The sequence below is a fragment of the Allobosea sp. LjRoot90 genome (assembly GCF_964254315.1).
Lineage (GTDB): Bacteria > Pseudomonadota > Alphaproteobacteria > Rhizobiales > Beijerinckiaceae > Allobosea.
Genome location: NZ_CAXUTF020000006.1, coordinates 172,153 through 199,062 on the forward strand (window position 1 = coordinate 172,153; position 26,910 = coordinate 199,062).

At 67.7% G+C, this 26,910-nt stretch carries 23 protein-coding genes; 13 read left to right on the plus strand and 10 right to left on the minus strand.

Features of this window, described 5'->3' with window-relative positions; all coding sequences use genetic code 11:
- Nucleotides 1-13: 13 nt before the first annotated feature.
- From ACSQ3M_RS21490 to ACSQ3M_RS21520, 7 genes are all read right to left on the minus strand, one after another.
- The gene (locus ACSQ3M_RS21490) at nucleotides 14-1,537 is read right to left on the minus strand and encodes an ABC-F family ATP-binding cassette domain-containing protein (protein WP_436152107.1); all 1,524 of its coding nucleotides are present in this window, start codon (nucleotides 1,535-1,537) and stop codon (nucleotides 14-16) included.
- 329 nt (nucleotides 1,538-1,866) lie between these two features.
- Nucleotides 1,867-2,430 (minus strand): hypothetical protein, encoded by a 564-nt coding sequence (locus ACSQ3M_RS21495; RefSeq protein WP_436152108.1) that lies wholly within the window; start codon nucleotides 2,428-2,430, stop codon nucleotides 1,867-1,869.
- A 76-nt stretch (nucleotides 2,431-2,506) separates the two neighbouring features.
- Nucleotides 2,507-4,375, minus strand: coding sequence for an ABC transporter ATP-binding protein/permease (locus tag ACSQ3M_RS21500; RefSeq protein WP_436152109.1), 1,869 nt, complete (start codon nucleotides 4,373-4,375; stop codon nucleotides 2,507-2,509).
- A gap of 60 nt (nucleotides 4,376-4,435) precedes the next feature.
- The gene (locus ACSQ3M_RS21505; protein WP_436152110.1) at nucleotides 4,436-4,912 is read right to left on the minus strand and encodes an SRPBCC family protein; all 477 of its coding nucleotides are present in this window, start codon (nucleotides 4,910-4,912) and stop codon (nucleotides 4,436-4,438) included.
- Nucleotides 4,913-4,954: 42 nt separating this feature from the next.
- The gene (locus tag ACSQ3M_RS21510; protein ID WP_436152111.1) at nucleotides 4,955-5,629 is read right to left on the minus strand and encodes a glutathione S-transferase family protein; all 675 of its coding nucleotides are present in this window, start codon (nucleotides 5,627-5,629) and stop codon (nucleotides 4,955-4,957) included.
- A gap of 66 nt (nucleotides 5,630-5,695) precedes the next feature.
- Nucleotides 5,696-6,169, minus strand: coding sequence for an SRPBCC family protein (locus ACSQ3M_RS21515; protein ID WP_436152112.1), 474 nt, complete (start codon nucleotides 6,167-6,169; stop codon nucleotides 5,696-5,698).
- The gene (locus ACSQ3M_RS21520) at nucleotides 6,166-6,519 is read right to left on the minus strand and encodes an ArsR/SmtB family transcription factor (protein WP_436152113.1); all 354 of its coding nucleotides are present in this window, start codon (nucleotides 6,517-6,519) and stop codon (nucleotides 6,166-6,168) included. Before ACSQ3M_RS21520 ends, ACSQ3M_RS21515 begins: the two co-directional genes overlap by 4 nt.
- Before the next feature lie 191 nt (nucleotides 6,520-6,710).
- On the opposite strand from ACSQ3M_RS21520, the gene ACSQ3M_RS21525 reads away from it, so the two are divergent.
- A complete protein-coding gene (locus tag ACSQ3M_RS21525) occupies nucleotides 6,711-7,754 on the plus strand; it encodes a GMP reductase (RefSeq protein WP_436152114.1) in 1,044 nt (347 codons plus the stop codon).
- On the plus strand, nucleotides 7,751-8,983 hold the full coding sequence (locus ACSQ3M_RS21530) for a TIGR03862 family flavoprotein (protein ID WP_436152115.1): 1,233 nt from the start codon (nucleotides 7,751-7,753) through the stop codon (nucleotides 8,981-8,983). The genes ACSQ3M_RS21525 and ACSQ3M_RS21530 overlap by 4 nt, the downstream gene beginning before the upstream one ends.
- Nucleotides 8,984-9,078: 95 nt before the next feature.
- On the opposite strand, the gene mutS is transcribed toward ACSQ3M_RS21530, so the two are convergent.
- The gene (gene mutS, locus ACSQ3M_RS21535; protein WP_436152116.1) at nucleotides 9,079-11,805 is read right to left on the minus strand and encodes a DNA mismatch repair protein MutS; all 2,727 of its coding nucleotides are present in this window, start codon (nucleotides 11,803-11,805) and stop codon (nucleotides 9,079-9,081) included.
- Nucleotides 11,806-11,910: 105 nt separating this feature from the next.
- Between mutS and ACSQ3M_RS21540 the strand changes: the two genes are divergently transcribed.
- Together ACSQ3M_RS21540 and ACSQ3M_RS21545 are read left to right on the plus strand one after the other, a co-directional pair.
- Entirely contained in the window at nucleotides 11,911-13,737 is a 1,827-nt protein-coding gene (locus tag ACSQ3M_RS21540; RefSeq protein ID WP_436152117.1) for a methyl-accepting chemotaxis protein, read from the plus strand.
- Nucleotides 13,738-13,867: 130 nt separating this feature from the next.
- The gene (locus tag ACSQ3M_RS21545; protein ID WP_436152118.1) at nucleotides 13,868-16,153 is read left to right on the plus strand and encodes an NADP-dependent malic enzyme; all 2,286 of its coding nucleotides are present in this window, start codon (nucleotides 13,868-13,870) and stop codon (nucleotides 16,151-16,153) included.
- Between the two features lie 163 nt (nucleotides 16,154-16,316).
- Here ACSQ3M_RS21545 and ACSQ3M_RS21550 read toward each other — a convergent pair whose 3' ends face one another.
- Nucleotides 16,317-17,525 carry a penicillin-binding protein activator gene (locus ACSQ3M_RS21550; RefSeq protein WP_436152119.1) on the minus strand — a complete coding sequence of 403 codons (1,209 nt, stop codon included), beginning with the start codon at nucleotides 17,523-17,525 and terminating at the stop codon, nucleotides 16,317-16,319.
- 172 nt (nucleotides 17,526-17,697) lie between these two features.
- Between ACSQ3M_RS21550 and rsmI the strand changes: the two genes are divergently transcribed.
- The 3 genes from rsmI (at nucleotide 17,698) to gshB (ending at nucleotide 20,014) form a co-directional block, all read left to right on the plus strand.
- The gene (gene rsmI / locus ACSQ3M_RS21555; protein ID WP_436152120.1) at nucleotides 17,698-18,618 is read left to right on the plus strand and encodes a 16S rRNA (cytidine(1402)-2'-O)-methyltransferase; all 921 of its coding nucleotides are present in this window, start codon (nucleotides 17,698-17,700) and stop codon (nucleotides 18,616-18,618) included.
- Entirely contained in the window at nucleotides 18,615-18,995 is a 381-nt protein-coding gene (locus ACSQ3M_RS21560) for a YraN family protein (RefSeq protein WP_436152121.1), read from the plus strand. The genes rsmI and ACSQ3M_RS21560 overlap by 4 nt, the downstream gene beginning before the upstream one ends.
- Nucleotides 18,996-19,066: 71 nt before the next feature.
- A complete protein-coding gene (gshB, locus tag ACSQ3M_RS21565) occupies nucleotides 19,067-20,014 on the plus strand; it encodes a glutathione synthase (protein WP_436152122.1) in 948 nt (315 codons plus the stop codon).
- Nucleotide 20,015: 1 nt separating this feature from the next.
- Here gshB and ACSQ3M_RS21570 read toward each other — a convergent pair whose 3' ends face one another.
- Nucleotides 20,016-20,804, minus strand: coding sequence for a HesA/MoeB/ThiF family protein (locus tag ACSQ3M_RS21570; RefSeq protein ID WP_436152123.1), 789 nt, complete (start codon nucleotides 20,802-20,804; stop codon nucleotides 20,016-20,018).
- A gap of 127 nt (nucleotides 20,805-20,931) precedes the next feature.
- On the opposite strand from ACSQ3M_RS21570, the gene ACSQ3M_RS21575 reads away from it, so the two are divergent.
- The 6 genes from ACSQ3M_RS21575 to ACSQ3M_RS21600 all read left to right on the plus strand — a co-directional run bounded on the left by ACSQ3M_RS21575 (nucleotide 20,932) and on the right by ACSQ3M_RS21600 (nucleotide 26,865).
- Entirely contained in the window at nucleotides 20,932-21,702 is a 771-nt protein-coding gene (locus tag ACSQ3M_RS21575) for an SDR family oxidoreductase (protein ID WP_436152124.1), read from the plus strand.
- A 132-nt stretch (nucleotides 21,703-21,834) separates the two neighbouring features.
- Nucleotides 21,835-22,836 carry a BMP family lipoprotein gene (locus tag ACSQ3M_RS21580; protein ID WP_436152125.1) on the plus strand — a complete coding sequence of 334 codons (1,002 nt, stop codon included), beginning with the start codon at nucleotides 21,835-21,837 and terminating at the stop codon, nucleotides 22,834-22,836.
- A 13-nt stretch (nucleotides 22,837-22,849) separates the two neighbouring features.
- Nucleotides 22,850-24,382, plus strand: a complete 1,533-nt coding sequence (locus tag ACSQ3M_RS21585) for an ABC transporter ATP-binding protein (RefSeq protein ID WP_436152126.1) — start codon at nucleotides 22,850-22,852, stop codon at nucleotides 24,380-24,382.
- On the plus strand, nucleotides 24,379-25,479 hold the full coding sequence (locus tag ACSQ3M_RS21590) for an ABC transporter permease (protein WP_436152127.1): 1,101 nt from the start codon (nucleotides 24,379-24,381) through the stop codon (nucleotides 25,477-25,479). Before ACSQ3M_RS21585 ends, ACSQ3M_RS21590 begins: the two co-directional genes overlap by 4 nt.
- Nucleotides 25,480-25,482: 3 nt before the next feature.
- Complete coding sequence (locus tag ACSQ3M_RS21595) at nucleotides 25,483-26,454, plus strand: ABC transporter permease (protein ID WP_436152128.1); 972 nt, start codon at nucleotides 25,483-25,485, stop codon at nucleotides 26,452-26,454.
- Nucleotides 26,455-26,865 carry a cytidine deaminase gene (locus ACSQ3M_RS21600; protein ID WP_436152129.1) on the plus strand — a complete coding sequence of 137 codons (411 nt, stop codon included), beginning with the start codon at nucleotides 26,455-26,457 and terminating at the stop codon, nucleotides 26,863-26,865. It abuts the gene before it with no gap.
- The last annotated feature ends 45 nt before the right edge of the window (nucleotides 26,866-26,910 follow it).

The window sequence follows — 26,910 nt, forward strand, 5'->3', positions numbered from 1 at the left end:
GAGGGCGAGGTTGCTAGCCCGCGCCCGCCATGGCCTCCGCGAAGAACGCCTCGGGATCGTCGACCTCGAGCAACCGCCGTCGGTCGATTTGCCAGAAGCGATTGCCGATGGCCCGCACGAAGCTGCGGTCATGCGAGACCAGCAGGCAGCTGGTCTCGCCGGCGGTGAGCTCGGCTTCCAACGCTTCCTGTCCCTCGATGTCGAGATGGTTGGTCGGTTCGTCCAGCAGGTAGAAATTCGGCCTGGCAAGGCGCAGCGCCAGCATGGCGAGCCGCGCGCGCTGCCCACCCGAGAGCGCGCCGATCGGGCCGGTCTGGCGGTCGATGGCGATGCCGGCGCCGGCGAGCAGGCCGCGGGCCGGCTGGTCGCCGATATCGAATCGGCGGCTGATCAGCCCGTGCGGCGTGTCGGCATCGGGCAGCTCGGCGAGGCTCTGGCTGGCATGGCCGAGCACCAGCGAGGGCGTCGGCCTGATGCCGGGCTGGTCGTCACCTCCAATCGCCTTGTGGAGCATGGCGATGAAGCGCGACTTGCCGGCGCCGTTCAAGCCGAGCAGCACGATGCGGTCGCCTGGGCTGATCCAGCGCTTGCCGGTCCTGAACAGCAGCCGTCCGTCCGGCGTCTCGACTGCGGCATCGTCGAGCTCGATCAACGCCCTGACATGCGTGCTGCGACCGGCAAGCCTGATTGCCCCGGCCGAGCGCTCGCGATGGGCTGGCCGGGCCACGGCTTCGAGTTCGTCGGCGCGCCGCTTCAACTGCTTGGTCTTGCTCAGCAGAAGATCGCTGCCTGAATTGATGCCGATATTGCCCAGCTTCGCCGCCTGCCGCCGCATCTGCTGGACGGCCTTGAGGTCGCGCTCGTTACGGCGCGCCATGGCGGCGTCGCTTTCGTCGAGCGCGACGCGGGCCCGCGAATAGGGCAGCGCGAAGAGCTGCGAGTGCTCTTGCCGCAGGAACAGGGTCTTGCCGGTCGCCATGTCGAGGAAGGCGCGGTCATGGCTCGACAGGATCACGGCCATGTCGCGCGGCAGGCCGGCGAGCCAGCTTTCAAGCAGGCCGATGCGCGCGAGATCGAGATGGTTGGTCGGCTCGTCGAGCAGGAGCAGATCCGGCTCGGCGACGCTGGCGTGCGCGAGCAGGACGAGCCTTTGCCAGCCGCCGCTCAACTGCCCGAGCGGGCGCCGGCGCAAATCCAGGGGCACGGCGAGCCCATCGAGCGCGACCTCGACGCGCCAATGCTCGCTCTCGTGCTGCTCGGTCGGCAAGGCGTCGAGCATCAGCTGGTCGACCGGCCGATCAAGCAGTTGCGGTGGAACATCCTGCTCGACATGGCCGATGCGCAGGCCGCGCGAGCGGGTGATCTCACCGGCGGACGGCTCGACGAGGCCGGCAAGGCAGCGCAGCAAGGTCGACTTGCCGCGGCCATTGGCAGCGACGAGGCCGAGGCGATCGCCGGCGACGAGGGAGAAGGAGAGATCGGAAAAGAGTGGTGCGCCCAGCGTGACGCCGAGATTGCGCAGGGTGATCAAGGTCATGGTCGGTCTCTGGACTGCCCGAGCCAAGCGCCGCCATTCGGCCGGGGTCTCCCCGGAGCTTCGCGAATGCGGACGCCTTGCGGCTCGTTGAGTGGAACAGGACGCAGCCATTCGAGCCTTGGGCTCGAAGACGCTACGCCCTCACGACGGGCAGACCGGGAAGAGAACCGTGGGGATCGCTTGTGCGGTCAGCCCTGCAAGACGGCTTGCAGGGCCTGAACGGGGCCGCGCTGACGATGGTGACGAAAAAACGTGATCACGCAGCCCTCCTTGTCTCGTGTGGCTCAAGGGGCGAGAGCTAGCGCCAATCGCCCGCTCGCGCAATCGCCTCAGGCAGTCTTGCGGAAGATGCGGAGCGTCTTGAACTCGCCGATCTCCTCGACCGGGCGGGATTTGGCCCAGTCCGCAATGATCGGCTTGGCCGCCTCATAGGCGAAGGAGCCGGTGTAGAACAGGATATAGCCGCCGGCATCGGTCTGGTCGGTGAAGAGCTGCATCACCTGAAGATCGGTCAGCGCGCCATAGGCGTCGTTCTTCTCGCTGCGGAACTCACAGGAGTGGAACAGCGTGACGACGTCGAAGCGCGGCAGCAGCCGGGCATTGCTGGTGTAGATGTCGCCGAAATAAGCGCTGTAGGTCTTGGTGATCGTCGGATTGTCGATCGCCAGCTTGACGAAGGCGTCATATTCCTTCGGCGAAGCGGTGATGCCGAGCACCGTGTTGTCGAACTCCGGCTCGGCGCAGCGAATGCCGACATAATGGTGGCCGCCAGTGCCGAAATGGTAGATGCGCTTGCCGGTAAGGCCCTGCTCCTCGAGCCATTCGACGAAATGCACGTCGCAGGGGCACTGCTCGACGCGTAGCCCCCAGTAGACGTCCCAGATGTTCAGCATGGCGTTGGCTCCGTGTCGAAAAGGCCGGAAACTGCCCGGCACTGGATGGGAAAAGTCCTGAACTTCGGCTGAATGGTCAGCCGCCACCGGCTTCGGCCAGCACTGTCGGACGCGCGGCCTCGGCCGAAGCGATGCGTGCGACGCCGCCAGCCCGGCGCATGGTGAGATGGTGATCGGCAGCCTCGGCGAAGCCGGGGCTCTGCCCGATCAGCAGCATCACCGCCTTCGGCCGGGCGGCCCGCAAGCGCGCCAGCAGCTCCAACGCAGCCTCGGTCTCGAGCCCGCTCGTGGCTTCATCGAGGACGAGAATGTCGGGCTCGGCCAGCTCGGCCCGCGCCAAAGCGAGGCGCTGGCGGTCGCCCGTGGTGAGCGCCTTGTCCCAGTCGCGCGCCAGGTCGATCTGCGGCACGAGGCCTGAAAGGCCGTAACGCCGCAGCACCTCGCCTGCCTGTTCGGCGCTATGGCCGCCGATCGGATCGAGCGCGGCCCGAAGGCTGCCTTCCGAGAGGTGCAGATGCTGCGGCAGCACCGCGATGCGCGCCTCGTCCGGCAGCGCCACCGAACCGCGGCCCCAGGGCCAGAGACCTGCTACGGCCTGGATCAGGGCGGTCTTGCCATGGCCCATCTCGCCGGCGACATGGATCGTCGCGCCAGCCGGCAGCGCCAGGCCGAAATCGGCGAGCAGCGTGCGGCCGTCGCGGTCGGTCAGAGTCAGATCTTCCAGCCGCAGGCCGCCCTCTTCGCTCGGCTGGACGACGATGTCGCTTTCCGCCGAACCGGCCTCGATCGCGCCGAGCGCGATGGCGAGCTCATTGACGCGCCGCGCCGAAGCCAGCCATTCGGCAATGCGCATGAAATTGTCGAGCACCCAGTTGAAGGCATTCTGTACGGCGACGAAGGCGGCAGCGACCTGGACGACATCGCCAAGCGACATCTCGCCGGAGAGGTATTTCGGCGCCGCCAGCAGGAGCGGCACGACCGGGACGAGGGCGCCGCTGCCATTGGTGATCCAGGTCAGCCGGCCGCGCTGGCGGATCATGGCGAGCCAGCGCGTGACCAGCGTGTCGTAGGTCGCAGCAACGGCGCGGCGTTCGCCTACTTCGGCGCGCGAGAGCGCGATCGTCTCGCCATGGTCGCGGATGCGCATCAGCGCGAAACGCAGGCGTGCTTCGCCCTCGTTGCGGGCGGCGATCAGGCGCGGCAGCGGCCGACCGACCCAGGTGATCAGGCCGGAGACAAGGACGGCATAGACGATCGCGGCCATGACCATATAGGCCGGAATCTCGAAGGGAACGCCGTGCGCCTCGACGCTGAGCGAGCCGCCGATCGACCAGAGAATGCCGATGAAGGTGATCGCGGTGATGACCGCCGAGAGCAAGCCGATGGCGAAGTCGACCACCGGCTCGGTCGCCCAGCGGACATCGTCGGCGATGCGATATTCCGGATTGGCCGGCTCGTAGCCGGAGAGGCCGAGCCGGTAGAACCGGCGCTCGCCGATCCAGCGATCGGCAAGCTTGGCGGTGACGTGGGCGCGCCAATGGACCTGAAAGGTCTCGCGCGAGATCAGGATGATGACGCCGAGGCCCGCCGCGATCAGCACCAGCACCGGGAAGACCGCCATGGCGATCAGCGCGCTTTCGCCGTCCTTCTTCTCGAGCGCGTCGAAGAACCAGCCGTTCCAGCGGTTGACGGTGACGTTGGCGAAGACGGAGAGGATGATGGCGCTCGCCAAAGCGAGCGACCAGAACCAGGCCCGGCCAGCGGTGCCGCCGCGCCAGAAGCCGCCGGTCAGGCGCGCAAAGCTCTTGGCGACCTGCCAATCGGATGGCGGGCCGGCGGCCTGGATATGCTGGTCGACGGCCTTGAGCACAGCCGAAAGATCCCCCCGGATCGCGAAATCGGAGGCGTGGCCCGCCGGGTGTTCCCGGTCAGGCTGCGCCACCATGTCGCTTAGCCGGCGGGGGATGAACTGCCGGTGAATGGCGGATGAACGGCGCTCCGCGCCTCACGCCGCCGCGTTGGCCGGCTCGCCGAGTATCCTGGCCAGGCTTTCGAGTAGCTCACGCGAGCCCTCTTCGCGCTGGATCGGGCCGTCCTTGCCGTCGAGATAAGCGCCCTGCTCTGTGAAGACGAACTTGGTGCCGATCCCCTCGGGCATGAATTCCATCGTCAGCAACGAGCCCGAGAGCGGCGCACCATCGATCGCCATCGCATAGGCGAGGATGATGCGCTCGTTCGGCTGGATCACCTGGTAGACGGTGTCGTTGGTGATCGGCGGGCCACCCTGGAAGCGGAAGCGGCTGCGCTCATGGCCGCCAACGCGGAAGTCGACATCGAACTGCTCGACCTCCCAGCCCTCGCCCTCGGCGAACCAGCGGCGCTTCTGCTCGGGATCGGCGAAGGCGGCGAAGACGCGGGCAGGCGAGGCGGCATAGCTGCGCTCGATGGTGAAGCTGGCATGGACGACGGGATTGGCAGTCATGGTCGTTTCCTTGGGTGGTGGTGAGGGTTGAAGAAGGTCGGACTAGCGGGACAGCCCGGCATCGCCCGGATTGCGCGGAAAGAACTGGAAATAGGGCTCGGCCTCGGCCAAGGCGCGGGCATAGGACGGACGGGTGCGCAGGCGCTCGAAATAGGCAGCGAGCCGCGGATAGCCTGCCTGGAAGGACAGGGCGCGCTCGGCGTAGAACAGGGCCGGCGCGGCGGAGCAGTCGGCCATGGTGAAAGCGTCGCCGGCCAGCCAGTGCCGGTCGCCGAGCTCGGCCTCCAGCACCGCGTAGGCGGATGCCAGCCGTTCCTTGGCCTCGGCAACCCCGATCGGATCATGCCCGCCCTCCGGCCGGAGCCGGTCGAGCACGATCTTCTGCATGGGTATCGCGACATAGAGGTCGAGGAGCCGGTCGAGCCGCCGGACCTCGAGCGCCGCAACCGGATTCTCCGGCAGCAGCGCCAGCGGGCCGGGATAGTGCAAGGCAAGATATTCGATGATCAAGCTGGTTTCCGGCACCAGCCGGCCACTGGCGTCGTCGCGCAGCAGCGGGAACTTGCCGATCGGCCAGAGCTTCAGGAAGTCCGCCCGCTCGGTGGCATCCCCGAAATCGACGAGCTGCGCCGTGAACGGCGTGTCGTTCTCGTAGAGCGCGACCAGCGCCTTCTGGCAGAAGCCCGAGAGCGGGTGGAAATAGAGCGTCAGGGACATGACTGTGCATTCCTGCTTCTGAAAAAGGAGCGGGCTGAAAGGATTTTTGGTCGAAGATGACGTGGTTCAGGCTGGCGCCTGCTCCTGCGCCAGATACTCGGCCAGCCTGTCGAAGCCGATGCGCGAGCCCTGCTCGCGCCATTCGGGCCGGTCATGGCCGTCGAGGAAAACGGCCTGCTCGGTGAAGAGCAGCCTCGTGCCCGCGTCGTCGCGATGGAATTCGATCGTCGCCAGCGAGATCGACAGGCGAACATCGTCGCGCAGCAATTCGTAGCTGTAGATGATGCGCTGTTCCGGCACGATTTCCGCGAAGGTCGCGTTCATCGCAAAGACGCCGCTTGCTGCCGGGGACCCACGCATGGTCTCGCGGCCGCCCTCGCGGAAATCGAGCCTGTGCTCGCCGAGCCCGCCCTCGTCATGACAGGCCGACCAGCACCGCTTCGCCACCGGATCGGCAAAGGCGGCGAAGACACGAGCCGGGCTCGCATCATAGCGGCGCTCGATGGTGAAATCGGTATGGACGACGGTCCGTTCGGTCATTTTCCGCCTCCTTTCTTCAAATCCTGGTCCTGCTCGGCGAGGAAGGCGCCGAGGCGGTCGAAACGTCGTTCCCAGAGGGAGCGGCGCTCGCTGATCCATCGCTCGGCCGCCCGCAGGGCCTGCGTGTCGAGCTGGCAGGTGCGGACCCGCCCGAGCTTCTGCGAACGCACCAGCCCGGCTCCTTCCAGAACCGCGAGATGCTGCACCACAGCCGACAGCGTCATCTGCAGTGGCGCAGCGAGTTCGCTGACGCTCGCCGGCCCCTCGCAGAGCCGTTGCACCATCTGCCGGCGGTTCGGATCCGCCAGCGCCTGGAACATCAGGTCGAGCTGCTCTGGTTGGTGAAGCATGAGCTTAAGTATCGCCACGCCCGACTGCTGTCCAGAGGAAACTTTAGAGGTTGCTAAAGTTTCTTTCGACGGAACCCCAGCCGCACGCGATGCATTGCCTCCTGGGGTTACGAGCGGCTATGAATCCCGGCACGCTCCCTCACGCCGCGTGCGCCGTTTCACCGTCTGCGCCAGCCGCCGGAGCTTTCACCATGCGCATCGAGAACGATCCGAAACTCGACTTCCGCGACGTGCTGATCCGGCCGAAGCGCTCGACGCTCGGCAGCCGCGCCGAGGTCGACGTCAACAGGAGCTTCCGCTTCGCGCATACCGGCCGCGAATGGACCGGCTTCCCGCTGATCGCCGCGAACATGGACGTGGTCGGCACCATGGCGATGGCACGCGCTTTGCTGAAGCACGGCGCGATGGTGGCGCTGCACAAGCATTACGACGCCGATGAGCTGATCGCCTTCTTCAAGGAACCCGGCTCGGCCAACGCCTTCTATTCGCTGGGCACCACCGATTCCGACCACGACAAGCTCAAGGCCGTCCATGCCAAGGCGCCGATCGACAAGATCTGCCTCGACGTCGCCAATGGCTACACCGAGAAGTTCGTCGACACGGTCAAGGCGACGAGGGACGCCTTCCCGAACGCAGCGATCATGGCCGGCAACGTCGTCACCGGCGACATGACGGAAGCGCTGATCCTGGCCGGCGCCGACATCGTCAAGGTCGGCATCGGGCCGGGCTCGGTCTGTACCACCCGCAAGATGACCGGCGTCGGCTATCCGCAGCTCTCGGCGATTATCGAATGCTCCGATGCGGCCCACGGCCTGAAAGGACTTGTCTGCGGCGATGGTGGCCTGACCGTGCCCGGCGATGTCGCCAAGGCCTATGGCGGCGGCTCCGATTTCGTGATGATGGGCGGCATGCTCGCCGGCCATGACGAATGCGAGGGCGAGATCCGCTACGAGACCCATGATGGCGAGAAGGTGCCGGTCGCGATGGTCTTCTACGGCATGTCCTCGAACACGGCGATGAAGCGGTATTCCGGCGGCGTCGCCAAATACCGGGCCTCCGAGGGCAAGACCGTCGAGGTGCCCTATCGCGGCCCGGTCGAGGGCACGATGCAGGAGATCATGGGCGGCGTGCGCTCGGCGATGACCTATATCGGCGCGGTCCGGCTCAAGGAGATGCCGAAGCGTACCACCTTCATCATGGTTGGCAGCCAGCTCAACACCGTGTTCGGCAATTGAGCGAACTCGACGTCGCCATCATCGGCACCGGCCCGGCCGGGTTGATCGCGGCCGAACGATTGGCTGAGGCCGGCCACAGCGTCGCGATCTACGAACGGATGGCTTCGCCGGCGCGCAAATTCCTGCTCGCCGGCCGCGGCGGGCTCAACCTGACGCATTCCGAGCCGCTCGATGCCCTTCTCGACCGCTATGGCGAGGCTCGGCCCTGGCTGGAGCCGGCGATCCACGCCTTCCCGCCACAGGCGCTGCGCGACTGGGCCGATGGGCTGGGCGCCGAAAGCTTCATCGGCTCGAGCGGGCGCATCTTCCCCAGGGCGATGAAAGCCTCGCCGCTGCTGCGCGCCTGGCTGGCACGACTTGACGGGCTCGGCGTGCAGTTGCGTCCGGGGCGGCTCTGGACGGGTTGGGGCGAGAACGGCGCGCTGCGTTTCACGGTTCGCGATGGCGGCGAGGAGATCGTGAGCCCGCGCGCGACCTTGCTGGCGCTCGGCGGTGCGAGCTGGCCGCGGCTCGGCTCGGATGGCTCCTGGGTCGAGTTGCTCGCCGAGAAGGGCGCCGTGATCGCGCCGCTGCGACCGGCCAATGCCGGTTTCTCGGTCGACTGGTCACCCCTGATGCGCGAGCGCTTCGCCGGGCAGCCGCTGAAGCGGATCGCGCTGAGCTTCGCCGGGCAGCGCGTCCTCGGCGAAGCGATGATCGACGCGGATGGCATCGAGGGCGGGGCGATCTACGCCTTGTCCGGTCCGTTGCGCGAGGCGCTTGCCCGTGACGGCGAGGCTACCCTGATGACCGACCTTCGTCCGGATCTGAGCGCGGCCGAACTCGCGATCCGGCTGGCCAAGCGCCGCCCTGGCGAGACGATGAGTAATCATTTGCGCAAGGCAGCTGGGCTTTCGCCGGTGGCAGCAGCCGTGTTGCGCGAGGTGACGAACGGGTCGTTGCCAGCCGAGCCGAATGCGCTCGCCGAACTGATCAAGGCCGCTCCTGTACGATTGACCGGCATGGCCGCGATCACCCGCGCCATCTCGACCGCCGGCGGCATCCCGGCCGAGGAAATCGATCGGGATTTCATGCTGAAGCGCCTGCCCGGCGTCTTCGTCGCCGGCGAGATGCTCGACTGGGAGGCGCCGACCGGCGGCTATCTGCTGCAGGCCTGCTTTGCGACCGGCGTGGCAGCGGCCGGGGGAATTGGAAAATTCCTCGGCGACGCGCGTCATGCTCGGGCTTGACCCGAGCATCTCAGGCCGGATGACGCTCCGATCAGCGTCTTCTCGTCATGAGATTCTCGGATCTGCGCTACGCTCCGTCCGAGAATGACGGCTGATCACTTCAACCGCTTGAGCCGGTAGAGCGCCTCCAGCGCCTCGCGCGGCGTCATCTCGTCAGGGTCGAGCGCGCCGAGTTCTTCGCGCAGCTTGTCAGCTTCCAAAACTGCTGCCGCGGCCGGCGCCGGACGCCGGACCTGCACGGCAAAGAGCGGAAGGTCGTCGACCAAAGTCGCCACCGGCTTCTCGCGCTCGCTCTTCTCCAGTTCGCCGAGGATGGCGCGGGCCCGTTCGACCACCGCCGGCGGCAGGCCAGCAAGCTTGGCGACCTGAATGCCATAGGAGCGATCGGCCGCTCCCGGCACGACCTCGTGCAGGAAGATGACTTCGCCATTCCATTCGGTGACGCGCACGGTAGCGTTGACGACACGGTCAAGCCGCTCCGCCAGCGCCGTCAGCTCGTGATAATGCGTCGCGAACAAGGCTCGGCAGCGATTGGCCTCGTGCAGATGCTCGATCGCGGCCCAGGCGATCGATAGCCCGTCGAAGGTCGCGGTGCCCCGCCCGATCTCGTCGAGGATGACGAGGGCCCGGGGCCCGGCCTGATTGAGGATCGCGGCGGTCTCGACCATCTCGACCATGAAGGTCGAGCGGCCACGTGCCAGGTCATCGGCAGCGCCGACGCGCGAGAACAGCCGGTCGACCACGCCGATATGGGCGCTCCCGGCCGGCACGAACGAACCCATCTGCGCGAGCACCGCGATCAAGGCGTTCTGGCGCAGGAAGGTCGACTTACCGGCCATGTTCGGGCCGGTGATCAGGCAGATGCGGCCGTCCCGGCCTTGTGCGGCGGCAGACAATTCGCTGTCATTGGCGACGAAGGGCTGGCCCTGCCGCTTCAGCGCCGCCTCGACCACTGGATGCCGGCCGGCCTTGATCGTGAAGGCGGCACCGTCATCGATGATGGGACGCGTCCAGCCGCCGTCGACGGCGAGCTCGGCGAGGGCAGCCGCGACATCGATCACCGCGAGCGCCTGCGCCGCCGCCTTGATCGGCTCGGCTTGCGCCAATACGGCCTCGGTCAGCGCCGCGAAGATCGAGAGCTCCAGCTTCAGCGCCCGGTCGGCAGCCGAGGCGATCTTGGCCTCGAGCTCGCCGAGCTCGACCGAGGAGAAGCGCATCGCATCCGACATGGTCTGGCGATGCACGAAGACCGCGCGCCAGGGCTCCCTCAGAAAAGTCTCGCCGACGGCCTGCGGCACCTCGACGAAATAGCCGAGCATGGAGTTGTGCTTGATCCGCAGCGTCCGGCATTCGGTCTCGCTGACATAGCGCGCCTGCAATTGCGCGATCACCTTGCGCGAATCGACCTGAAGCAGCCTGAGTTCGTCGAGCGCCGCGTCGAAGCCTTCGCGCACGAAACGGCCATCACGCTTCAAGAGCGGCAACTCGTCGGCGAGCGTGGCGGAGAGGCGGGTCGCCAGATCAGGGTCGGTACGCCCGAGCGCGAGCGCCGCCTCGCGCAACTCTTCGGGCAGGTCACCCTGGCGCAGCAGCGCCGCGGCAACACCGCGTCCCGCCTCCAGCCCGGCGCCGAGCGCGGCGAGATCGCGTGGGCCGCCACGATCGAGCGAGAGCCGGGCCAGCGCGCGGGCGATGTCGGGCACGCGGGCGAGATCGCGCCGCAGCGCCTCGCGCAAAGACGGCGTCTCGACCAGCAGCGTGACGGCATCGTGCCGCCTGCCGATCGCGACCGGATCGGTGAGCGGCCCGGCGAGGCGCTCGGCAAGCAGGCGGCTGCCACCCGGCGTCTCGGTGCGGTCGATGGTGGCGAGCAGGCTGCCCGAGCGTTCGCCAGCGAGTGTGCGGGTCAGTTCGAGGTTGGCGCGCGTCGCCGCATCGATCAGCATGGTCGCGCTCTGGCCCTCGCGGACAGGCGGCGACAAAGGCGGGCGGGCGCCGAGCTGGGTGCGCTCGACATAGGCCAGCGCTGCAGCGGCGGCGGCGACTTCGGCACGGGTGAAGGCGCCAAAGGCGTCGAGCGTGGCGACGCCGAAGAACTCCTTCAGCCGGCGCTCGCCGGAGGCCGGGTCGAGCCCTTCGCGCGCCAGCGGCGTCACGGGGGCTGCGACGTCGCGCCAGAATTCCTTCAGCTCGGGATCGTCATGGATCGCGTCGGGACAGACGATCTCGCGCGGCTCCAGCCGGGCAAGCTCGACGGCAAGCCCGCGCTGGTCGGTTTCGAGCACGGCGAAGCGGCCGGTCGAGATGTCGACCGCGGCGATGCCGTAAGCATAGACCTCGTCGGAGAGCCGGCGCCGCGCCACCGCGACGAGCAGGCTCGCCCGGCCGGGATCAAGCAGGCGCTCCTCCGTGATGGTGCCTGGCGTGACGAGACGGACGACGTCTCGCTTCACCACCGATTTAGCGCCGCGCTTCCTGGCTTCGGCCGGATCCTCGGTCTGCTCGCAGACGGCAACGCGATGGCCGGCGGCGATCAGCTTCTGCAGATAATCGTCGGCGCGCTCGACCGGGACGCCGCACATGGCGATGTCCTCGCCGAGGTGCTTGCCGCGCTTGGTCAGCACGATGCCGAGCGTGCGTGAGGCGATCTCGGCGTCCCGGAAGAACAATTCGTAGAAATCGCCCATCCGGTAGAACAGCAGGCAATCGGGATTATTGGCCTTGATCTCGACGTACTGCGCCATCATCGGCGTGACACGGCCGGGATCGGCCGCGGCTGCAAGCGGGGTTTTGGCGGTGTCGGGGGGCGAGGTGTGGCGCATGGGCCCGGCACGCTAGCAAAATGCGCCAGCAAGACCATCCGTTAGGACAGCTTTCAACAATCGAAAGCAGGATACGCCCCACCCGAGCGGCCGAAAGTTGCAAAGTTGCTGCTGATCAATCTCGCCCAGAGCCTGTTTTTTCTGCTGCTGGCAGGACTTCTCCTGGTCGTGGCCGGCCCGTGGGTGCATCACCGGCCCTTGCTGCGGCAGATGCTCGTCGGCGCACTGTTCGCGACCGGCGCCCTGATCAGCATGGCCACCCCCTACCAGATCCAGCCGGGCCTGCTCGTCGACTCCCGCAACAGCTTCGCGATTCTGGCAGGACCACTCGGCGGGCCGATCGCGGCGCTGATCACCGCGGCTCCGCTCGTCGTCATGCGCTATATGAGCGGCGGCGTCGGCATGGTGACCGGCATCACCGGCATCCTCATGCGTGCGGCGATCGGCATCGCCTTCGCGATCTGGCTGCGCCGGCGCGGGCGCCCACTCGCAGGCCGTGACCTCGTCGCGCTCAGCGTCATCGACGCCGTCTGTCTCCTGGGATCGGTCTCGTTCATCCCGGGCGAAGCCGGCGAGCGCTTTCTGCGCGAGGCCGTTCCGGTCATGATCCTGGTCGGAACGGTCGGCATCTTCCTGACCGGCTTCGTCTTCATCAACGATAATGACCGGCGCGAGACCGCCTATCGGCTGCGCATGCTGATCCAGCGCGCGCCCGGCACGCTCTACCAGCGCGTGGTCTCGCCAGATGGCAGCATGCGCTACCAGTTCGCCTCCTTCGCCATCGACCGTCTGCTCGGCATCAGCAAGGAAGAGGTCGAGCGTGACCCCGAAACCTGGCTCGGCAAGATGCTGCCCGAGGATCGCGAGCGCTTCGAGGCTGCACGCCTGGCGCAGCAGAAGGGCAACGACCTCTGGCGCTTCGAGGCGCGCTATGCCGCGCCCGATGGCGGAATCGTCTGGCTGCGCAGCGAGGCGACGAGGCGGCGCCTGCCGGATGGCACGATGATCTGGGACGGAATCCTGCTCGACATCACGCCTGAAAAAACGCTGGAGACGCGCCGTGGCGAGATCGAGGCCCTGCGTCGCTCGGCGCTGGAGGATCTGGCCGCGAATCTCGAAGTGACGGTGGGCAAGGGACTGCGCCAGGTCGGCGAATCGGCGCGCGGCATGCACGAAGCGGCGCAAGGCATGGCGGCGAATGCGGACCGGACCACGGCCCGGGCCGGGGAAGCGACCGAACAAGCCAAGCTCGCCTCGCAGCGGGTCGGCAGCGTCGCCCAGGCGGCCGAGCGGATCGACGCCTCGATCCGCGAGCTCACCCGCCAGACGGACTTCGCCGCCGAGACCGCCCGGCAGGCGGCTGGCCATGTCCGCGCAACGCGCCGCGACGTCCACGGGCTCGCAGTCGCCGCCGACAAGGTCGGCGCGGTGCTCGCCTTCATCGAGGACATCGCGGTGCGCACCAATCTGCTCGCGCTCAACGCGACGATCGAGGCCGCACGCGCCGGTGTGGCCGGACGCGGCTTCTCGGTGGTCGCCGGCGAAGTCAAGAACCTCGCCGAGCAGACCCAGCAGGCGACGCAGAACATTGCGGCCACCCTGCAGGAGATCCGCAGCGCCGCGGCCACGGCAGCCGATGCCGTCGGGCAGATCGAAGGCACGATGGGCACGATCGAGACCGCGTCCGGCGCAATCGCGCAGGTCGTCGCCGGTCAGGGCACCATCGCATCCGGCATCGCCCTCGATGCCCAGGCGGTCGCCGGCTCGGCCGCCACCGTCACCGACCATGTCGCTGCGGCAGGCGGAGAGGCCCGCGCCACTGGCGAGGCGGCCACGCGAGTCGTCGAGGCGGCACGCCTCGTCAGCGAGCAGGCGGTCGAGCTCGATCGCTATGTCGGCGCCTTCGTGACCCGCGTGCGCGCCGGCCTCTGACGCTTCCGGCGCCGCCCCTATCCCTGCCGCCACAGTAAAGGTGCTGTCGCACAATCGCGCCTTGTCGAGGAAAGCGGCGCTACCCTATGGTCGTTTCCCTGAGGAAACGCCTTTGAAAAAGAACAAGCGCATGAACGATCGCTCCCCGCCAAAGCGCACCCGTCCGACCTTCACCGACCAGGAGGCGCTGCTCTTTCATTCGCAAGGGCGGCCGGGCAAGCTCGAAATCGTCCCGACCAAGCCGATGGCGACGCAGCGCGACCTGTCGCTGGCCTATTCGCCGGGCGTCGCCGTACCGGTACTGGCGATCGCCGAGGACCCGTCGAAGGCCTATGACTACACCACCCGCTCGAACCTGGTCGCGGTGATCACCAACGGCACCGCCATCCTCGGCCTCGGCAATCTCGGCGCGCTCGCCTCCAAGCCGGTGATGGAAGGCAAGGCGGTGCTGTTCAAGCGCTTTGCCGACGTCGATTCGATCGATCTCGAGGTCGACACCGAGGATGCCGACAAGTTCATCGACGCGGTGCGCTATCTCGGCCCCTCCTTCGGCGGCATCAACCTTGAGGATATCAAGGCGCCGGAATGCTTCATCATCGAGCAGCGGCTGCGCGAGCTGATGGACATCCCGGTCTTCCACGATGACCAGCATGGCACCGCGATCATCGCCGCCGCCGGGCTGATCAATGCGCTCGACCTGACCGGGCGCGACATCCAGTCGACCCGGCTCGTCGTCAACGGCGCCGGCGCCGCCGCGATCGCCTGCACCGAGTTGCTCAAGGCGATGGGCTTCAAGCCCGACAACGTCATCCTCTGCGACACCAAGGGCGTGATCTACCAGGGTCGCACCGAGGGCATGAACCAGTGGAAATCGGCCCATGCGGCGGTCACCGACCGGCGCACGCTGGCGCAGGCCCTGGAAGGGGCCGACGCCTTCTTCGGCCTGTCGCAGAAGGGCGCGGTGACGCCCGAGATGGTCGCGTCGATGGCGGAAAATCCGATCATCTTCGCCATGGCCAATCCCGATCCGGAGATCACGCCGGAAGAAGTGCATGCCATTCGCGACGACGCGATCATGGCGACCGGGCGCTCGGACTATCCGAACCAGGTCAACAACGTGCTCGGCTTCCCCTACATCTTCCGGGGCGCTCTCGATGTCCGCGCCACCACGATCAACATGGAGATGAAGATCGCCGCGGCCGAGGCGCTGGCCTCGCTGGCGCGCGAGGACGTGCCCGACGAGGTCGCCGCCGCCTATCAGGGCGCCCGCCCGCGCTACGGCAAGGACTACATCATCCCGGTGCCGTTCGATCCACGGCTGATCCATGTCGTGCCGGTCGCCGTGGCGAGAGCCGCGATGGATTCGGGCGTCGCCGGCAAGCCGATCGTCGACATGACCGGCTACAAGGCGCAGCTCTCGGCCCGGCGCGACCCTGTTGCCGGCACGCTCAACCGCATCTTCGAGCGCGTCCGGCGCTATCCCAAGCGTGTCGTCTTCGCCGAGGGTGAGGAGGAGCAGGTCATTCGCGCCGCGGTCTCCTTCGTCAACCAGGAGCTCGGCAAGGCGATCCTGGTCGGGCGCGAGGAGCGCGTCAACGAAGCTGCCGAGCATCTCGGGATCGACCTCGCCGCCAAGGGCATCGAGGTCCAGAACGCCAGGCTCTCGCACCGTAATTCCGCCTATGCGCAGTACCTCTACGAGCGGCTGCAGCGGCACGGCTACCTGTTCCGCGACTGCCAGCGCCTGATCAACCAGGATCGCAACCATTTCGCCGCCGCCATGGTCGCGCTCGGCGATGCCGACGCGATGGTCACCGGCGTCACCCGCAACTACTCGATCGCGCTCGAGGAGATCCGCCGCGTCATCGACGACCGGCCGGGCCACCGCCTGATCGGCGTCTCGATCGCGATCACGCGCGGACGCACCGTCCTGGTCGCCGACACCGCGATCACCGAGATGCCGACGGCGCAGGAGCTCTCCGAGATCGCGATCGAGGCCGCCGGCGTCGCCCGCCGGCTCGGCTACGAGCCGAAGGTTGCGATGCTCGCCTTCTCGACCTTCGGCCATCCGGCGGGCGAGCGCTCGGAAAAGGTGCGCGAGGCGGTGACGATCCTCGACGGTCAGCGCGTCGACTTCGAATACGATGGCGAGATGGCGGCCGATGTCGCGCTCAACCGCGATCTGATGGCGCAATATCCGTTCTGCCGCCTGACGGGGCCGGCGAACGTGCTGGTGATGCCGGCGTTCCACTCGGCCTCGATCTCGACCAAGATGCTGCAGGAACTCGGCGGCGCCACCGTGATCGGCCCGCTGCTGGTCGGGCTCGACAAGCCGGTGCAGATCGTGCCGCTCGGCGCCAAGGATTCCGACATCGTCAATATGGCGGCGCTGGCGGCGTTCAATATCGGCGGGTGAGGCCCGCACGCGTCATTCCGCGGCGGGCCGAAGGCCCGAGCCCGGAATCCATGAACACCACGCCAAAGTATAAGGGCGGCAGTGATGCCGCCCTTTTTTGTACGTCATGCGGATATGGGTTCCGGGCTCGCCGCTGCGCGGCGCCCCGGAAAGACGGTGGCTGTCAGTTCGTCCGCGGGCCGAGATCGCGCGGAGCTGCGTTGACGGTGACGATCTGGCCGTTGCGCAGTTCGAGCACGGCAAGACCGCGCTCGTTCAACCCGTCGGGACGGAAACGGAAGACGCCGTCGGCTCCGGCGAAGCCCGAGGCATTGGTCAACACGCTTTCGGAGAAGCGCTGGCTGCCTTGGGTCCGGGCGAGCGCGGCCGCCAGGGAGACCGCATCGTAGGACAATGTCGCGGTGCGCGTCGGGGCGCTGTTAAAGCGCTTCTGGTAGCGACCGGAGAAGGCGTTGAAGCCGGCGGTGTCGGGTGAGGCGAACCAGCCACCCTGGATCGCCGGGACGCGGGCGACATTGGCGTCGTTCCAGACGCCGGTGCCGAGCGGCTTGACCTTGGCCGGGTCATAGCCGGCCTGCTGCAGGAGAAGTCCGAGCGGCGGCATCGCGGCGGCGTCGCCCGGCACGAACAGCGCATCCGCCTGCTGCAGGGCCGGTACCAGGCGCGTGGCAGCGGCGCGCATGCTGTTCTGATCGGAACCGAAGCGTTCGATCACCACGACGCGGGCACCGTGATTGGCGACCGCCTGCTGGAAGGCGCCTTCGACGACCTTGCCATAGGCGGTATCCGGCACCAGCGCGGCGAAGGATTTGCGCCCTTGCGCCGAAGCGTAGGCGATGACGCGGTTGACGTCGTTCTCCGGCGGAAAGGAGAGCAAATAGATGCCACGCGAGGCGACGTTGCTGTCGCTGGAAAAGGCCATGACCGGCTTGCCGGCACCGCGGGCGACCTGGCCGACGGCCTGTACGGAAGGCGCGAAGAGCGGTCCGATGATCAGCTCGGCCCCCTCGCGGAGGGCTTCCTGCGCCGCGGCCTGGGCGCCGTCCGGCGTGCCGCGGTCATCCTTGACCAGAAGCGTGAGGTCGGCGCCGGGGAATTCGGCGAGCGCCATCTCGGCGGCGTTCTTGAGCGAGTTGCCGACGGTCGCGCCCGAGCCCTCGGCGGTCAGCGGCAGGATCAGCCCGACCTTGACCGAGCCGGTGCCGATGGTCGGACCGCTGGGCTGAGCATTGCCGCCCTGGGGCGTTGTCTGGCTATCAAAGCCGGGAAGGCCGCCGGTTCCGCCGCTGCAGGCAGCGAGCGCGGATGCGACGCCCGAGAGCAGGATCAGGCGGCGGCTCGGCGGGACGAGGAGCTTCAAGTGACGCGACACGGTTTTCGTCTCCACTCCTCGGCGAGGCGCAAGGCAAGCTCACACCAGCTGAATGTCTTGTCCCGAACCGTGAACAAGTCCTGCCAGTGAGCGAAGCTATTTTCAAGTTGTTAACTCTAGGTTGCCGGGCCAGCGGTGGCATCTTGCCGACCGCTGTGGCAGTTTCGCCGCCATGTCCGGCCCTGTATCCGCCCCGCCCGCCCCAGGTCGCGCCCCGAGCTATGTGGCTTTCGGGCTCCGCGCCGAGGCCGAACCGCTCGCGCCCGGCCTCCACATCGTCGCGACACCGATCGGCAATCTGAAGGACATCTCCTTCCGGGCGCTGTCGACGCTCGCCGCCGCCGATGCCGTGCTGGCGGAAGATACCAGGACTTCGAAGACGCTGCTGGCGCATTACGGCATCGCGACGCCGCTCCTGCCCTATCACGAGCACAATGCGGCACAGATGCGTCCTAAGATTCTCGCGCGGCTGCGCCAGGGCGGCAAGCTCGCGCTGATCTCGGATGCCGGCACGCCGCTGGTCTCCGATCCCGGCTACAAACTCGTCGCCGAGGTGGTTGAGGAAGGCCTGCCGGTCACCGGCATACCCGGGCCGTCGGCCGTGCTGGCCGCGTTGGTGCTGGCGGGACTGCCGACCGACCGCTTCTTCTTCGAAGGCTTCCTGCCGCCGAAGAGTGCGGCACGGAAAGCCCGCCTCACCGAGCTTGCCGCCATTCCCGGCACGCTCGTCTTCTTCGAATCGCCGCGCCGGCTTGCGGAAATGCTGTCCGACGCCGCCGTAGTGCTGGGTGCGCGGGCGGGTGCGGTCGCGCGTGAATTGACCAAGTATTACGAGAATGTCCGCCGCGGCCCCCTGCCCGATCTTGCCGCCCACTATGCAGAAGCCGAGGAGGCTCGCGGCGAGATCGTCGTGCTGATCGGCCCGCCCGACGCCTCCGCCGCGGCCGCGCAGGGCGACACGCTCGATGAGGCGCTGCGGACGGCACTCGAAAAGGTCTCGCTGAAGGAGGCGGTGGCGCAGGTCGCCGCCGCGAGCGGGCAGCCGCGCCGCGTGGTCTACGCCCGCGCCCTCGAACTGACGCGCACGCCATGAGTGAGGCGCTGCGCAGCCGGCGCGCGCGCCATTCCGGCCTCGCCGGCCGCCGCGGCGAATGGCTCGCAGTCGCTTTCCTCAGCGCCAAGGGCTATCGCCTGCTGCAGCGCCGCTTCGGCGGCAAGGGCGGCGAGATCGACCTGATCATGGCGCGTGGCGACGATATCGTCTTCGTCGAGGTCAAGGCGCGCGCATCGCTTGACGATGCCGCCATGGCGATCACGCCGGACAAGCGCCGGCTGATCGAAGCCCGCATCAGGCAATGGCTGGCGCGCAATCCCTGGGCGATGCAGCGCAACCTTCGGGCCGACGCTGTCTTCCTCGCGCCCTGGCGCCTGCCCCGTCATGTCCCCCGCGTGTTCGAGCTCGTGCTCTGACGCAAGGCGAGGGCTCTTGCGCTACCGCTGTGGCGCAGCCGATATAACGGCCGCAACCGGAGCTTTTGCCCATGCCGCTGAACGTCGCCATCCAGATGGACCCGATCGAGAAGGTCCGCATCGCCGGCGACACCGGCTTTTCGCTGATGCTGGAAGCGCAGGCGCGCGGCCACCGGCTCTTCACCTACACGCCGGACAAGTTGACCCTGCGCGACGGCAAGGTCACGGCCGTGATCAATCCGGTCGAGGTGCGCGATGTCGAAGGCGACCATTATACGCTGGGCAAGCCCGAGCGCACCGACCTCTCGACGCTCGACGTGGTGCTGCTGCGCCAGGACCCACCCTTCGACATGGCCTATGTCTCCTCGACGCATATGCTCGAGCGCATCCATCCGAAGACGCTGGTGGTCAACGATCCCACAGAGGTCCGCAACGCGCCGGAAAAGCTCTTCGTCACGCATTTCCCCGATCTGATGCCGCCGACGCTGATCACGCGCGACCGCGCCGAGATCGAGGCCTTCCGCGAGGAGTTCGGTGACATCGTCATGAAGCCGCTCTACGGCCATGGCGGCGCGACCGTGTTCAAGACCGGCAAGGGCGACCCGAATTTCGGCTCGCTCTATGACCTGTTCTCCAACCTCTTCCGCGAGCCCTGGGTGGTCCAGGCCTTCCTGAAGGAGGTCTCCGAAGGCGACAAGCGCATCATCCTGATCGACGGCAAGGCGGCAGGCGCAGTCAACCGGGTGCCAGCGGCGGGCGACCTTCGCGCCAACATGGTGCGCGGCGGCGCGGCCAGGCCGACGGACCTCTCGAAGCGCGAGCTCGAGATCTGCGAGCGCATCGGCCCGGCACTCAGAGAGCGCGGCCTCCTGCTCGTCGGCATCGACGTGATCGGCGGCAAGCTGACCGAGATCAACGTCACCGCCCCGACCGGCGTGCGCGCCATCAAGAAGCTCGGCGGCCCGGATCTGGCGGCACAGCTCTGGGACGTGATCGACGCGAAGCGGGCGGCGAAATAGCTCAGGCGGCGACGCCGGCGGCCGTCCCGTTCAGCGGATTGTCCGGATCCCAGCCGTATTTCATCGTCTCGAAGCGCATCGCCATCGCGTCGACCAGCAGAAGCTTGCCGACGAGCGGCTCGCCGAAGCCGGTGATCGCGCGGATTACCTCCAGCGCCATCATCGAGCCCATGACGCCGGCGAGCGCACCAAGCACGCCGGCCTCGGCGCAAGGCGCGACCGTGCCGGGCGGCGGCTCCTGCGGGAACAGGCAGCGATAGGTCGGGTTCGGCCGGCCATCGCTGCCGGTCTCATGCGCACGGATCGTGGTCAGCGAGCCGTCGAAGCGGCCGAGCGCCGCCGTCACCAGCGGCTTCTTCTCGTGGAAGCAGGCATCCGAGACCGCATAGCGCGTCGCGAAATTGTCCGAGCCATCGGCGACGACATCGTAGAAGGCGACGAGGGCACGGGCGTTGTGCGGGTCGATCCGCGTGACGTATTCCTCGATCTCGACCCGCGGGTTGAGCCGCGTGACGAAGTTGGCCGCGGCGACCACCTTGCGCGCCCCGATATCCTCCGCCCCGAAGATGATCTGCCGCTGCAGGTTAGAGAGAGAGACGTGATCGTCGTCGACGATGCCGATCGTGCCGACCCCTGCCGCCGCCAGATAGGGAATTAGCGGCGCACCTAAGCCGCCCGCGCCGATCACCAGAACCCGAGCGCGCTTGAGCTTCGCCTGGCCGGGGCCACCGATCTCCGGCAGCACCAGATGGCGGGCATAGCGCTCGATCTCGGCCTCGTTCAGCGTCATGGCGGCAAGCTAGGCTGATCTGCTCGCACCAGCAATCGGGTGCGATGCCGTGGCAGGAAGCGGGTGTCTGCACCCGCCCGCCGCCTGCGATCACCCGCGCCTCATCGTCTGAACGAAGGAACGGGACATGACGGCACTGAAGGACAAGGTCGCGATCATCACCGGCGCCAGCTCCGGCATCGGCCGTGCCGCGGCGCTGCTTTTCGCCGCTGAAGGCGCCAGGCTCGTGATCACCGCGCGGCGGCAGGCCGAGCTCGACAAGCTCGTCGCCGAGATCGAGGCGGCCGGCGGCGAGGTGGTGGCGATCGCCGGCGACATTCGCGAGGAGGCGCTGGCGCAGCAGCTGGTCGAGACAGCCACCGAACGCTTCGGCGGACTCGATATCGCCTTCAACAACGCCGGCACGGTCGGCGATCTCGGACCAGTCGCCGAGATGTCGCTGGCGACCTGGCACCAGCTGATCGAAACCAACCTGACCAGCGCCTTCCTCGGCGCGAAGCATCAGGCGCCGGCGCTGGAAGCGCGCGGCGGCGGCTCGCTGATCTTCACTGCGAGCTTCGTCGGCTACACCGCCGGGCTCGCCGGCATGTCGGCCTATGCGGCGAGCAAGGCCGGACAGATCGGCCTCGTGAAAGCGCTCGCGGCCGAGCTTGGCGGCAAGCGCATCCGCGTCAACGCCCTGCTGCCGGGTGGCACCGACACGCCGGCGAGCATCACGAATGATCCGGCCTCCGGTCCCGAGGTCACCGCCTTCGTCGAAGGGATCCATGCGCTGAAACGGATGGCGCAGCCCGAGGAGATCGCCCGCGCGGCGCTCTTTCTGGCCTCTGACGCGTCGAGCTTCGTCACCGGCACAGCCTTCCTTGCCGATGGCGGCGTCTCGATCCAGCGCGGCTGAGGCGACTGTTCATATATGACATATATCGCCAAGCGGGCTCTCCAGCCCGCTTGGCCCCGTCGGCAAGCCGTGCCATCGTGATCATAGGCAGGGATGGGGCAACCATTCCGCGCGTGACAGGGGAACGGCTCGATGCAACTGAAATCTCTCGCGCTCGCGCTGGCGGGCGTCGCCCTTTCGGCCATGACGGCCATGGCCCAGACCGCGATCAAGCCGGCGATCGTCTATGACAAGGGCGGCAAGTTCGACAAATCCTTCAACGAAGGCGTCTTCGTCGGAGCCGAGAAGTTCAAGACCGAGACCGGCGTCGAGTTCCGCGATTTCGAGCCGACCAACGACGCCCAGATCGAGCAGGCGCTGCGCCGCTTCGCCCGCGACGGCCATTCGCCGATCATCGCGGTCGGCTTCTCGCAGGCGACCGCGCTGCAGAAGGTCGCGGCCGAGTTCCCGAACCTGAAGTTCACCATCATCGACATGGTCGTCGAGCTGCCGAACGTGCAGTCCGTCGTGTTCAAGGAGCATGAGGCGTCCTATCTCGTCGGCCTCATCGCCAGCCTCGCCTCGAAGTCCGGCAAGGTTGGCTTCGTCGGCGGCATGGACATTCCGCTGATCCGCAAATTCGCCTGCGGCTACGTCCAGGGCGTCAAGGCCGGCAAGAAGGACGCCGAGATCTTCCAGAACATGACCGGCTCGACCCCGGCCGCCTGGAACGATCCCGTGAAAGGCGGCGAGCTCGCCAAGTCGCAGATCGACCGCGGCGCCGACGTGATCTACCACGCCGCCGGCGGCACCGGCATCGGCGTGCTGCGCGCCGCGGCGGACGCAGGCAAGCTCGGCATCGGCGTCGATTCGAACCAGAACATGCTGCACCCCGGCAAGGTGCTGACCTCGATGCTGAAGCGCGTCGACGTCGCCACCTACACCTCGTTCAAGGAGGCGCGCGACGGCACCTGGAAGCCGGGCGTCTCGGTGCTCGGGCTGAAGGAGGACGGCGTCGGCTGGGCCCTCGACGACAACAACAAGGCGCTGATCACGCCCGAGATCAAGGCCACCGCCGACAAGGCGCGGGCCGACATCATCGCCGGCACCGTCAAGGTCCACGACTACATGTCGGATTCCAAGTGCACGATGTGAGCCGGGCCAGCCGGTGACGAGCCCGCCTCCCGCTATTGCGCTGATCGGAATCAGCAAGAGCTTCGGCGCGGTCAAGGCCAACAAGGACGTGTCGCTTTCGGTCGCCGCCGGCTCGATCCACGGCATCGTCGGCGAGAATGGCGCCGGCAAGTCGACGCTGATGTCGATCCTCTACGGCTTCTATGAAGCCGATTCCGGCGAGATCCGGGTGCGCGGCGAAGCGCGGCGCATCCGCTCCTCCTCGGATGCGATCGCCGCCGGGATCGGCATGGTCCATCAGCATTTCATGCTGGTCGAGCCGCTCAGCGTGGTCGAGAACATCGTGCTCGGCGCCGAGGGCGGCGCGCTGCTCAAGCGCGGCATCGCCAAGGCGCGGGCCGAGCTGGCGCGCCTGTCGCAGGAATACGGCCTCGCCATCGATCCCGATGCGATCGTAGGTACGCTCTCGGTTGGTCTGCAGCAGCGCGTCGAGATCCTGAAGGCGCTCTATCGGGGCGCCGAGGTGCTGATCCTCGACGAGCCGACCGCAGTGCTGACCCCGGCCGAGGCCGACCAGCTCTTCGAATTGCTGCGGGCGCTGAAAGCGCAGGGCAAGACGGTGATCCTGATCACCCACAAGCTGCGCGAGATCATGGCGGTGACCGACCGTGTCTCGGTGATGCGGCGCGGCGAGATGGTCGCCCATGTCGAGACGGAAAGAACCTCGCCGGCCGAGCTGGCCGAGGCGATGGTCGGTCGACGGGTGCTGCTGCGCGTCGAGAAGACGCCGCGTAAACGCGGCGCGCCCGTGCTCGAGGCGGCCGGCCTCTCCGTCATCGACGAGCGCGGCTGCGAGACCTTGCGCGACGCCAGCCTCACTTTGCACGAAGGCGAGATCGTCGGCATCGCCGGCGTCGCCGGCAACGGCCAGAGCGAATTGCTCGACGTGCTCGCCGGGCTGACCCAGCCGGCGCGCGGCGTGATCCGGCTCGGCGGCAAGATCCTCAACGCCGCCGACCGTAACCCGGCCAATCTGCGCCGGCTCGGCCTGATGCACATTCCGGAAGATCGGCTCAGGACCGGTCTCGTCACCGCCTTCGCCGCAGCCGAGAACGCCATCCTCGGTTATCATGACGACCCGGCCTTCGGACGTGGTCCCTTCCTGTCGCCGACGCTGATCGAGCAGCATGCCCGCGCCGGCATGCAGGATTACGATGTCCGCCCGGTCGACCCTGGCCTGAAGACGGCGAAATTCTCCGGCGGCAACCAGCAGAAGATCGTGCTCGCTCGCGAGATCGAGCGGGCGCCGAAGGTGCTGCTGGTCGGCCAGCCGACGCGCGGCGTCGATATCGGCGCGATCGAGTTCATCCATCGCCGCCTGATCGCGCTGCGCGATGCCGGCGTCGCGATCCTGCTCGTCTCGGTCGAGCTCGAAGAGGTGATGGCGCTGTCCGACCGCATCCTCGCCCTCTGTGGCGGCCAGATCACCGGCGAGCGCGAGGCAACCACCACCGACGAGCGCGATCTCGGCCTGCTGATGGCCGGCGTCAGCGAGCGCGCGGCATGAGCGCCACCCCGCTCGAGCTGCCGCGCTGGGCCGATACCGCGCTCGTGCCGCTGGTCTCGGTCGCGGCGGCGCTCGTCGTTGCCGGCCTCGTCGTGCTCTCGATCGGCGAAAGCCCGCTGGAAGCCACGGCGCTCCTGCTGAAAGGCTCGCTCGGCAGCCTCGAAGGCCTCGGCTTCACGCTCTACTACACCACCAATTTCATCTTCACCGGCCTTGCCGTCGCGGTCGCCTTCCATGCCGGGCTGTTCAATATCGGCGGCGAAGGCCAGGCGACGATCGCCGGCATTTTCGCCGCGCTCGCCTGCCTCTGGTTCGCGCCTCTGCCGGGTATCCTGCTGGTACCGCTCGCCATTCTCGCCGCGGCTGCAGGCGGGGCGCTTTGGGCCTTCATTCCCGGCTATCTGCAGGCGACGCGCGGCAGCCATGTCGTGATCACCACGATCATGTTCAACTTCATCGCCGCGACCCTGATCGTCTACCTCCTGGTCGAGGTGATGGGGAAGACAGGCTCGATGCAGCCGGAAACCCCGGACTTCCCCAAGCAGGCGGTGCTGACGCCGATCCATGAGCTGCTCGGCGCCTTCGGGCTGAAACTGCCCTCCACCCCCCTCAACACCTCGTTCCTGCTGGCGCTCGCTTCGCTCGTCGCCGTCTGGGCACTGATCTACCGCTCGCGGCTCGGCTATGCGATCCGCACCGTCGGCGCCAATCCGCGCGCCGCAGCCTATGCCGGCATCTCGCCGGCGCGGATCACCATGGTAGCGATGGCGATCTCGGGTGCGCTCGCCGGCGGGCTCGCGGTCAATGAGGCGATGGGCGTTCAGCACCGGCTGGTGCTCGATTTCACTGCCGGCTACGGCTTCGTCGGCATCGCGGTCGCGCTGATGGGGCGCGGCCATCCGGTCGGCGTCGGGCTCGCCGCTTTGCTCTTCGGCGTGCTCTACCAGGGCGGAGCCGAGCTCTCCTTCGACAAACCGACCATCACGCGCGACATGGTCGTGGTCATCGGCGGCATCGTCATCCTCTTCGCCGGCGCGCTCGACGGGCTGTTCCGGCGCCTCGTCGCCAGCGTGCTCAATCTCGGGCGCGGAGGCTAGGCGATGGAGATCGTCCAGACGCTCGCCGTCATCCTCGATTCGACGATCCGCCTGTCGATCCCGCTGCTCTGCGCGGCGCTCGCCGGGCTCTGGTCGGAACGCTCGGGCGTCGTCGACATCGGCCTCGAAGGCAAGATGCTGATCGCCGCCTTCGCCTCAGCCGTCGTCGCCTATCACAGCGGCTCGGCCTGGGCGGGCTTATGCGCCGGCATGCTCGCCGCGATCGCGCTGTCGCTGGTGCACGGCTTTGCCGCGATCACCTGGCGCGGCAACCAGATCGTCTCCGGCGTCGCGATCAACATGCTGGCGGTCGGGCTCACCGCCATCCTCGGCAATGCCTGGTACGGCCAGGGCGGACGCACGCCGAACCTCGAAGGATCGGCCCGCTTTCCAGAGCTCAACCTGCCGCTGGTCGGGACACTGAAGGAGATTCCGGTCCTCGGCCCGATCTACGATATCGCGATCTCCGGCCATGCCGCGCCGGTCTATCTCGCGGTGCTCGCCCTGGTGCTGACGGCGCTGACGCTGAAGCACACCCGCTTCGGCCTGCGCCTGCGGGCGGTCGGCGAGAATCCGGCAGCGGTCGACACCGCCGGCGTCTCGGTCGCCGGTCTGCGCTATGCCGCGGTGGTGATCTGCGGCGCGCTCTGCGGGTTAGGGGGTACCTATCTCGCCGTTTCGCAATCTGCCGGCTTTCTGCCGCAGATGACCGCCGGCAAGGGTTTCATTGCGCTCGCCGCGGTGATCTTCGCCAATTGGCGGCCCTGGCCGGCTCTGTTCGCCTGCCTGCTCTTCGGCCTGCTCGACGCGATTGCGATCCGGCTTCAGGGCGTGATCTTGCCGGGCATTGGCTTGGTACCGGTGCAGGCGATCCAGGCCCTGCCCTATGTGATGACGGTGGTCTTGCTCGCCGGCTTCATCGGCAAGGCGACGCCGCCCAAGGCCTCGGGCCTGCCCTACGTCAAGGAACGCTGAGTGCCCGCCGAACCCGAGCTCGACGCCCTCTTTGCGGTAGCTCAGGCTGCACAGCAAAAGGCCTATGCGCCCTACTCGCGCTTCAAGGTCGGCGCTGCCATCCTGGCCGATGATGGGGCGGTCTATCCGGGCTGCAATGTCGAGAACGCCGCCTATCCGGTCGGCGCCTGCGCCGAGGCCGGCGCGATCTCGGCGATGGTCGCCGGCGGGGCTCGCGCCATCCGCGCCATTCTCGTTGTCGGTGACGGAACCGAGCTGGTGACGCCCTGTGGCGCCTGCCGCCAGCGCATCCGCGAATTCGCCGCGCCGGAGACGCCGATCCTGATCGCCGGACCGGAGGGCATCCGCGCCCGCTTTTCGCTGGCCGAGCTGTTGCCAGCCTCGTTCGGACCCGCCAATTTGCCGAAGTGATTTGCGGGCGCCAGTACGGCGGTCCGATGAGCGCGGCCAAACGCG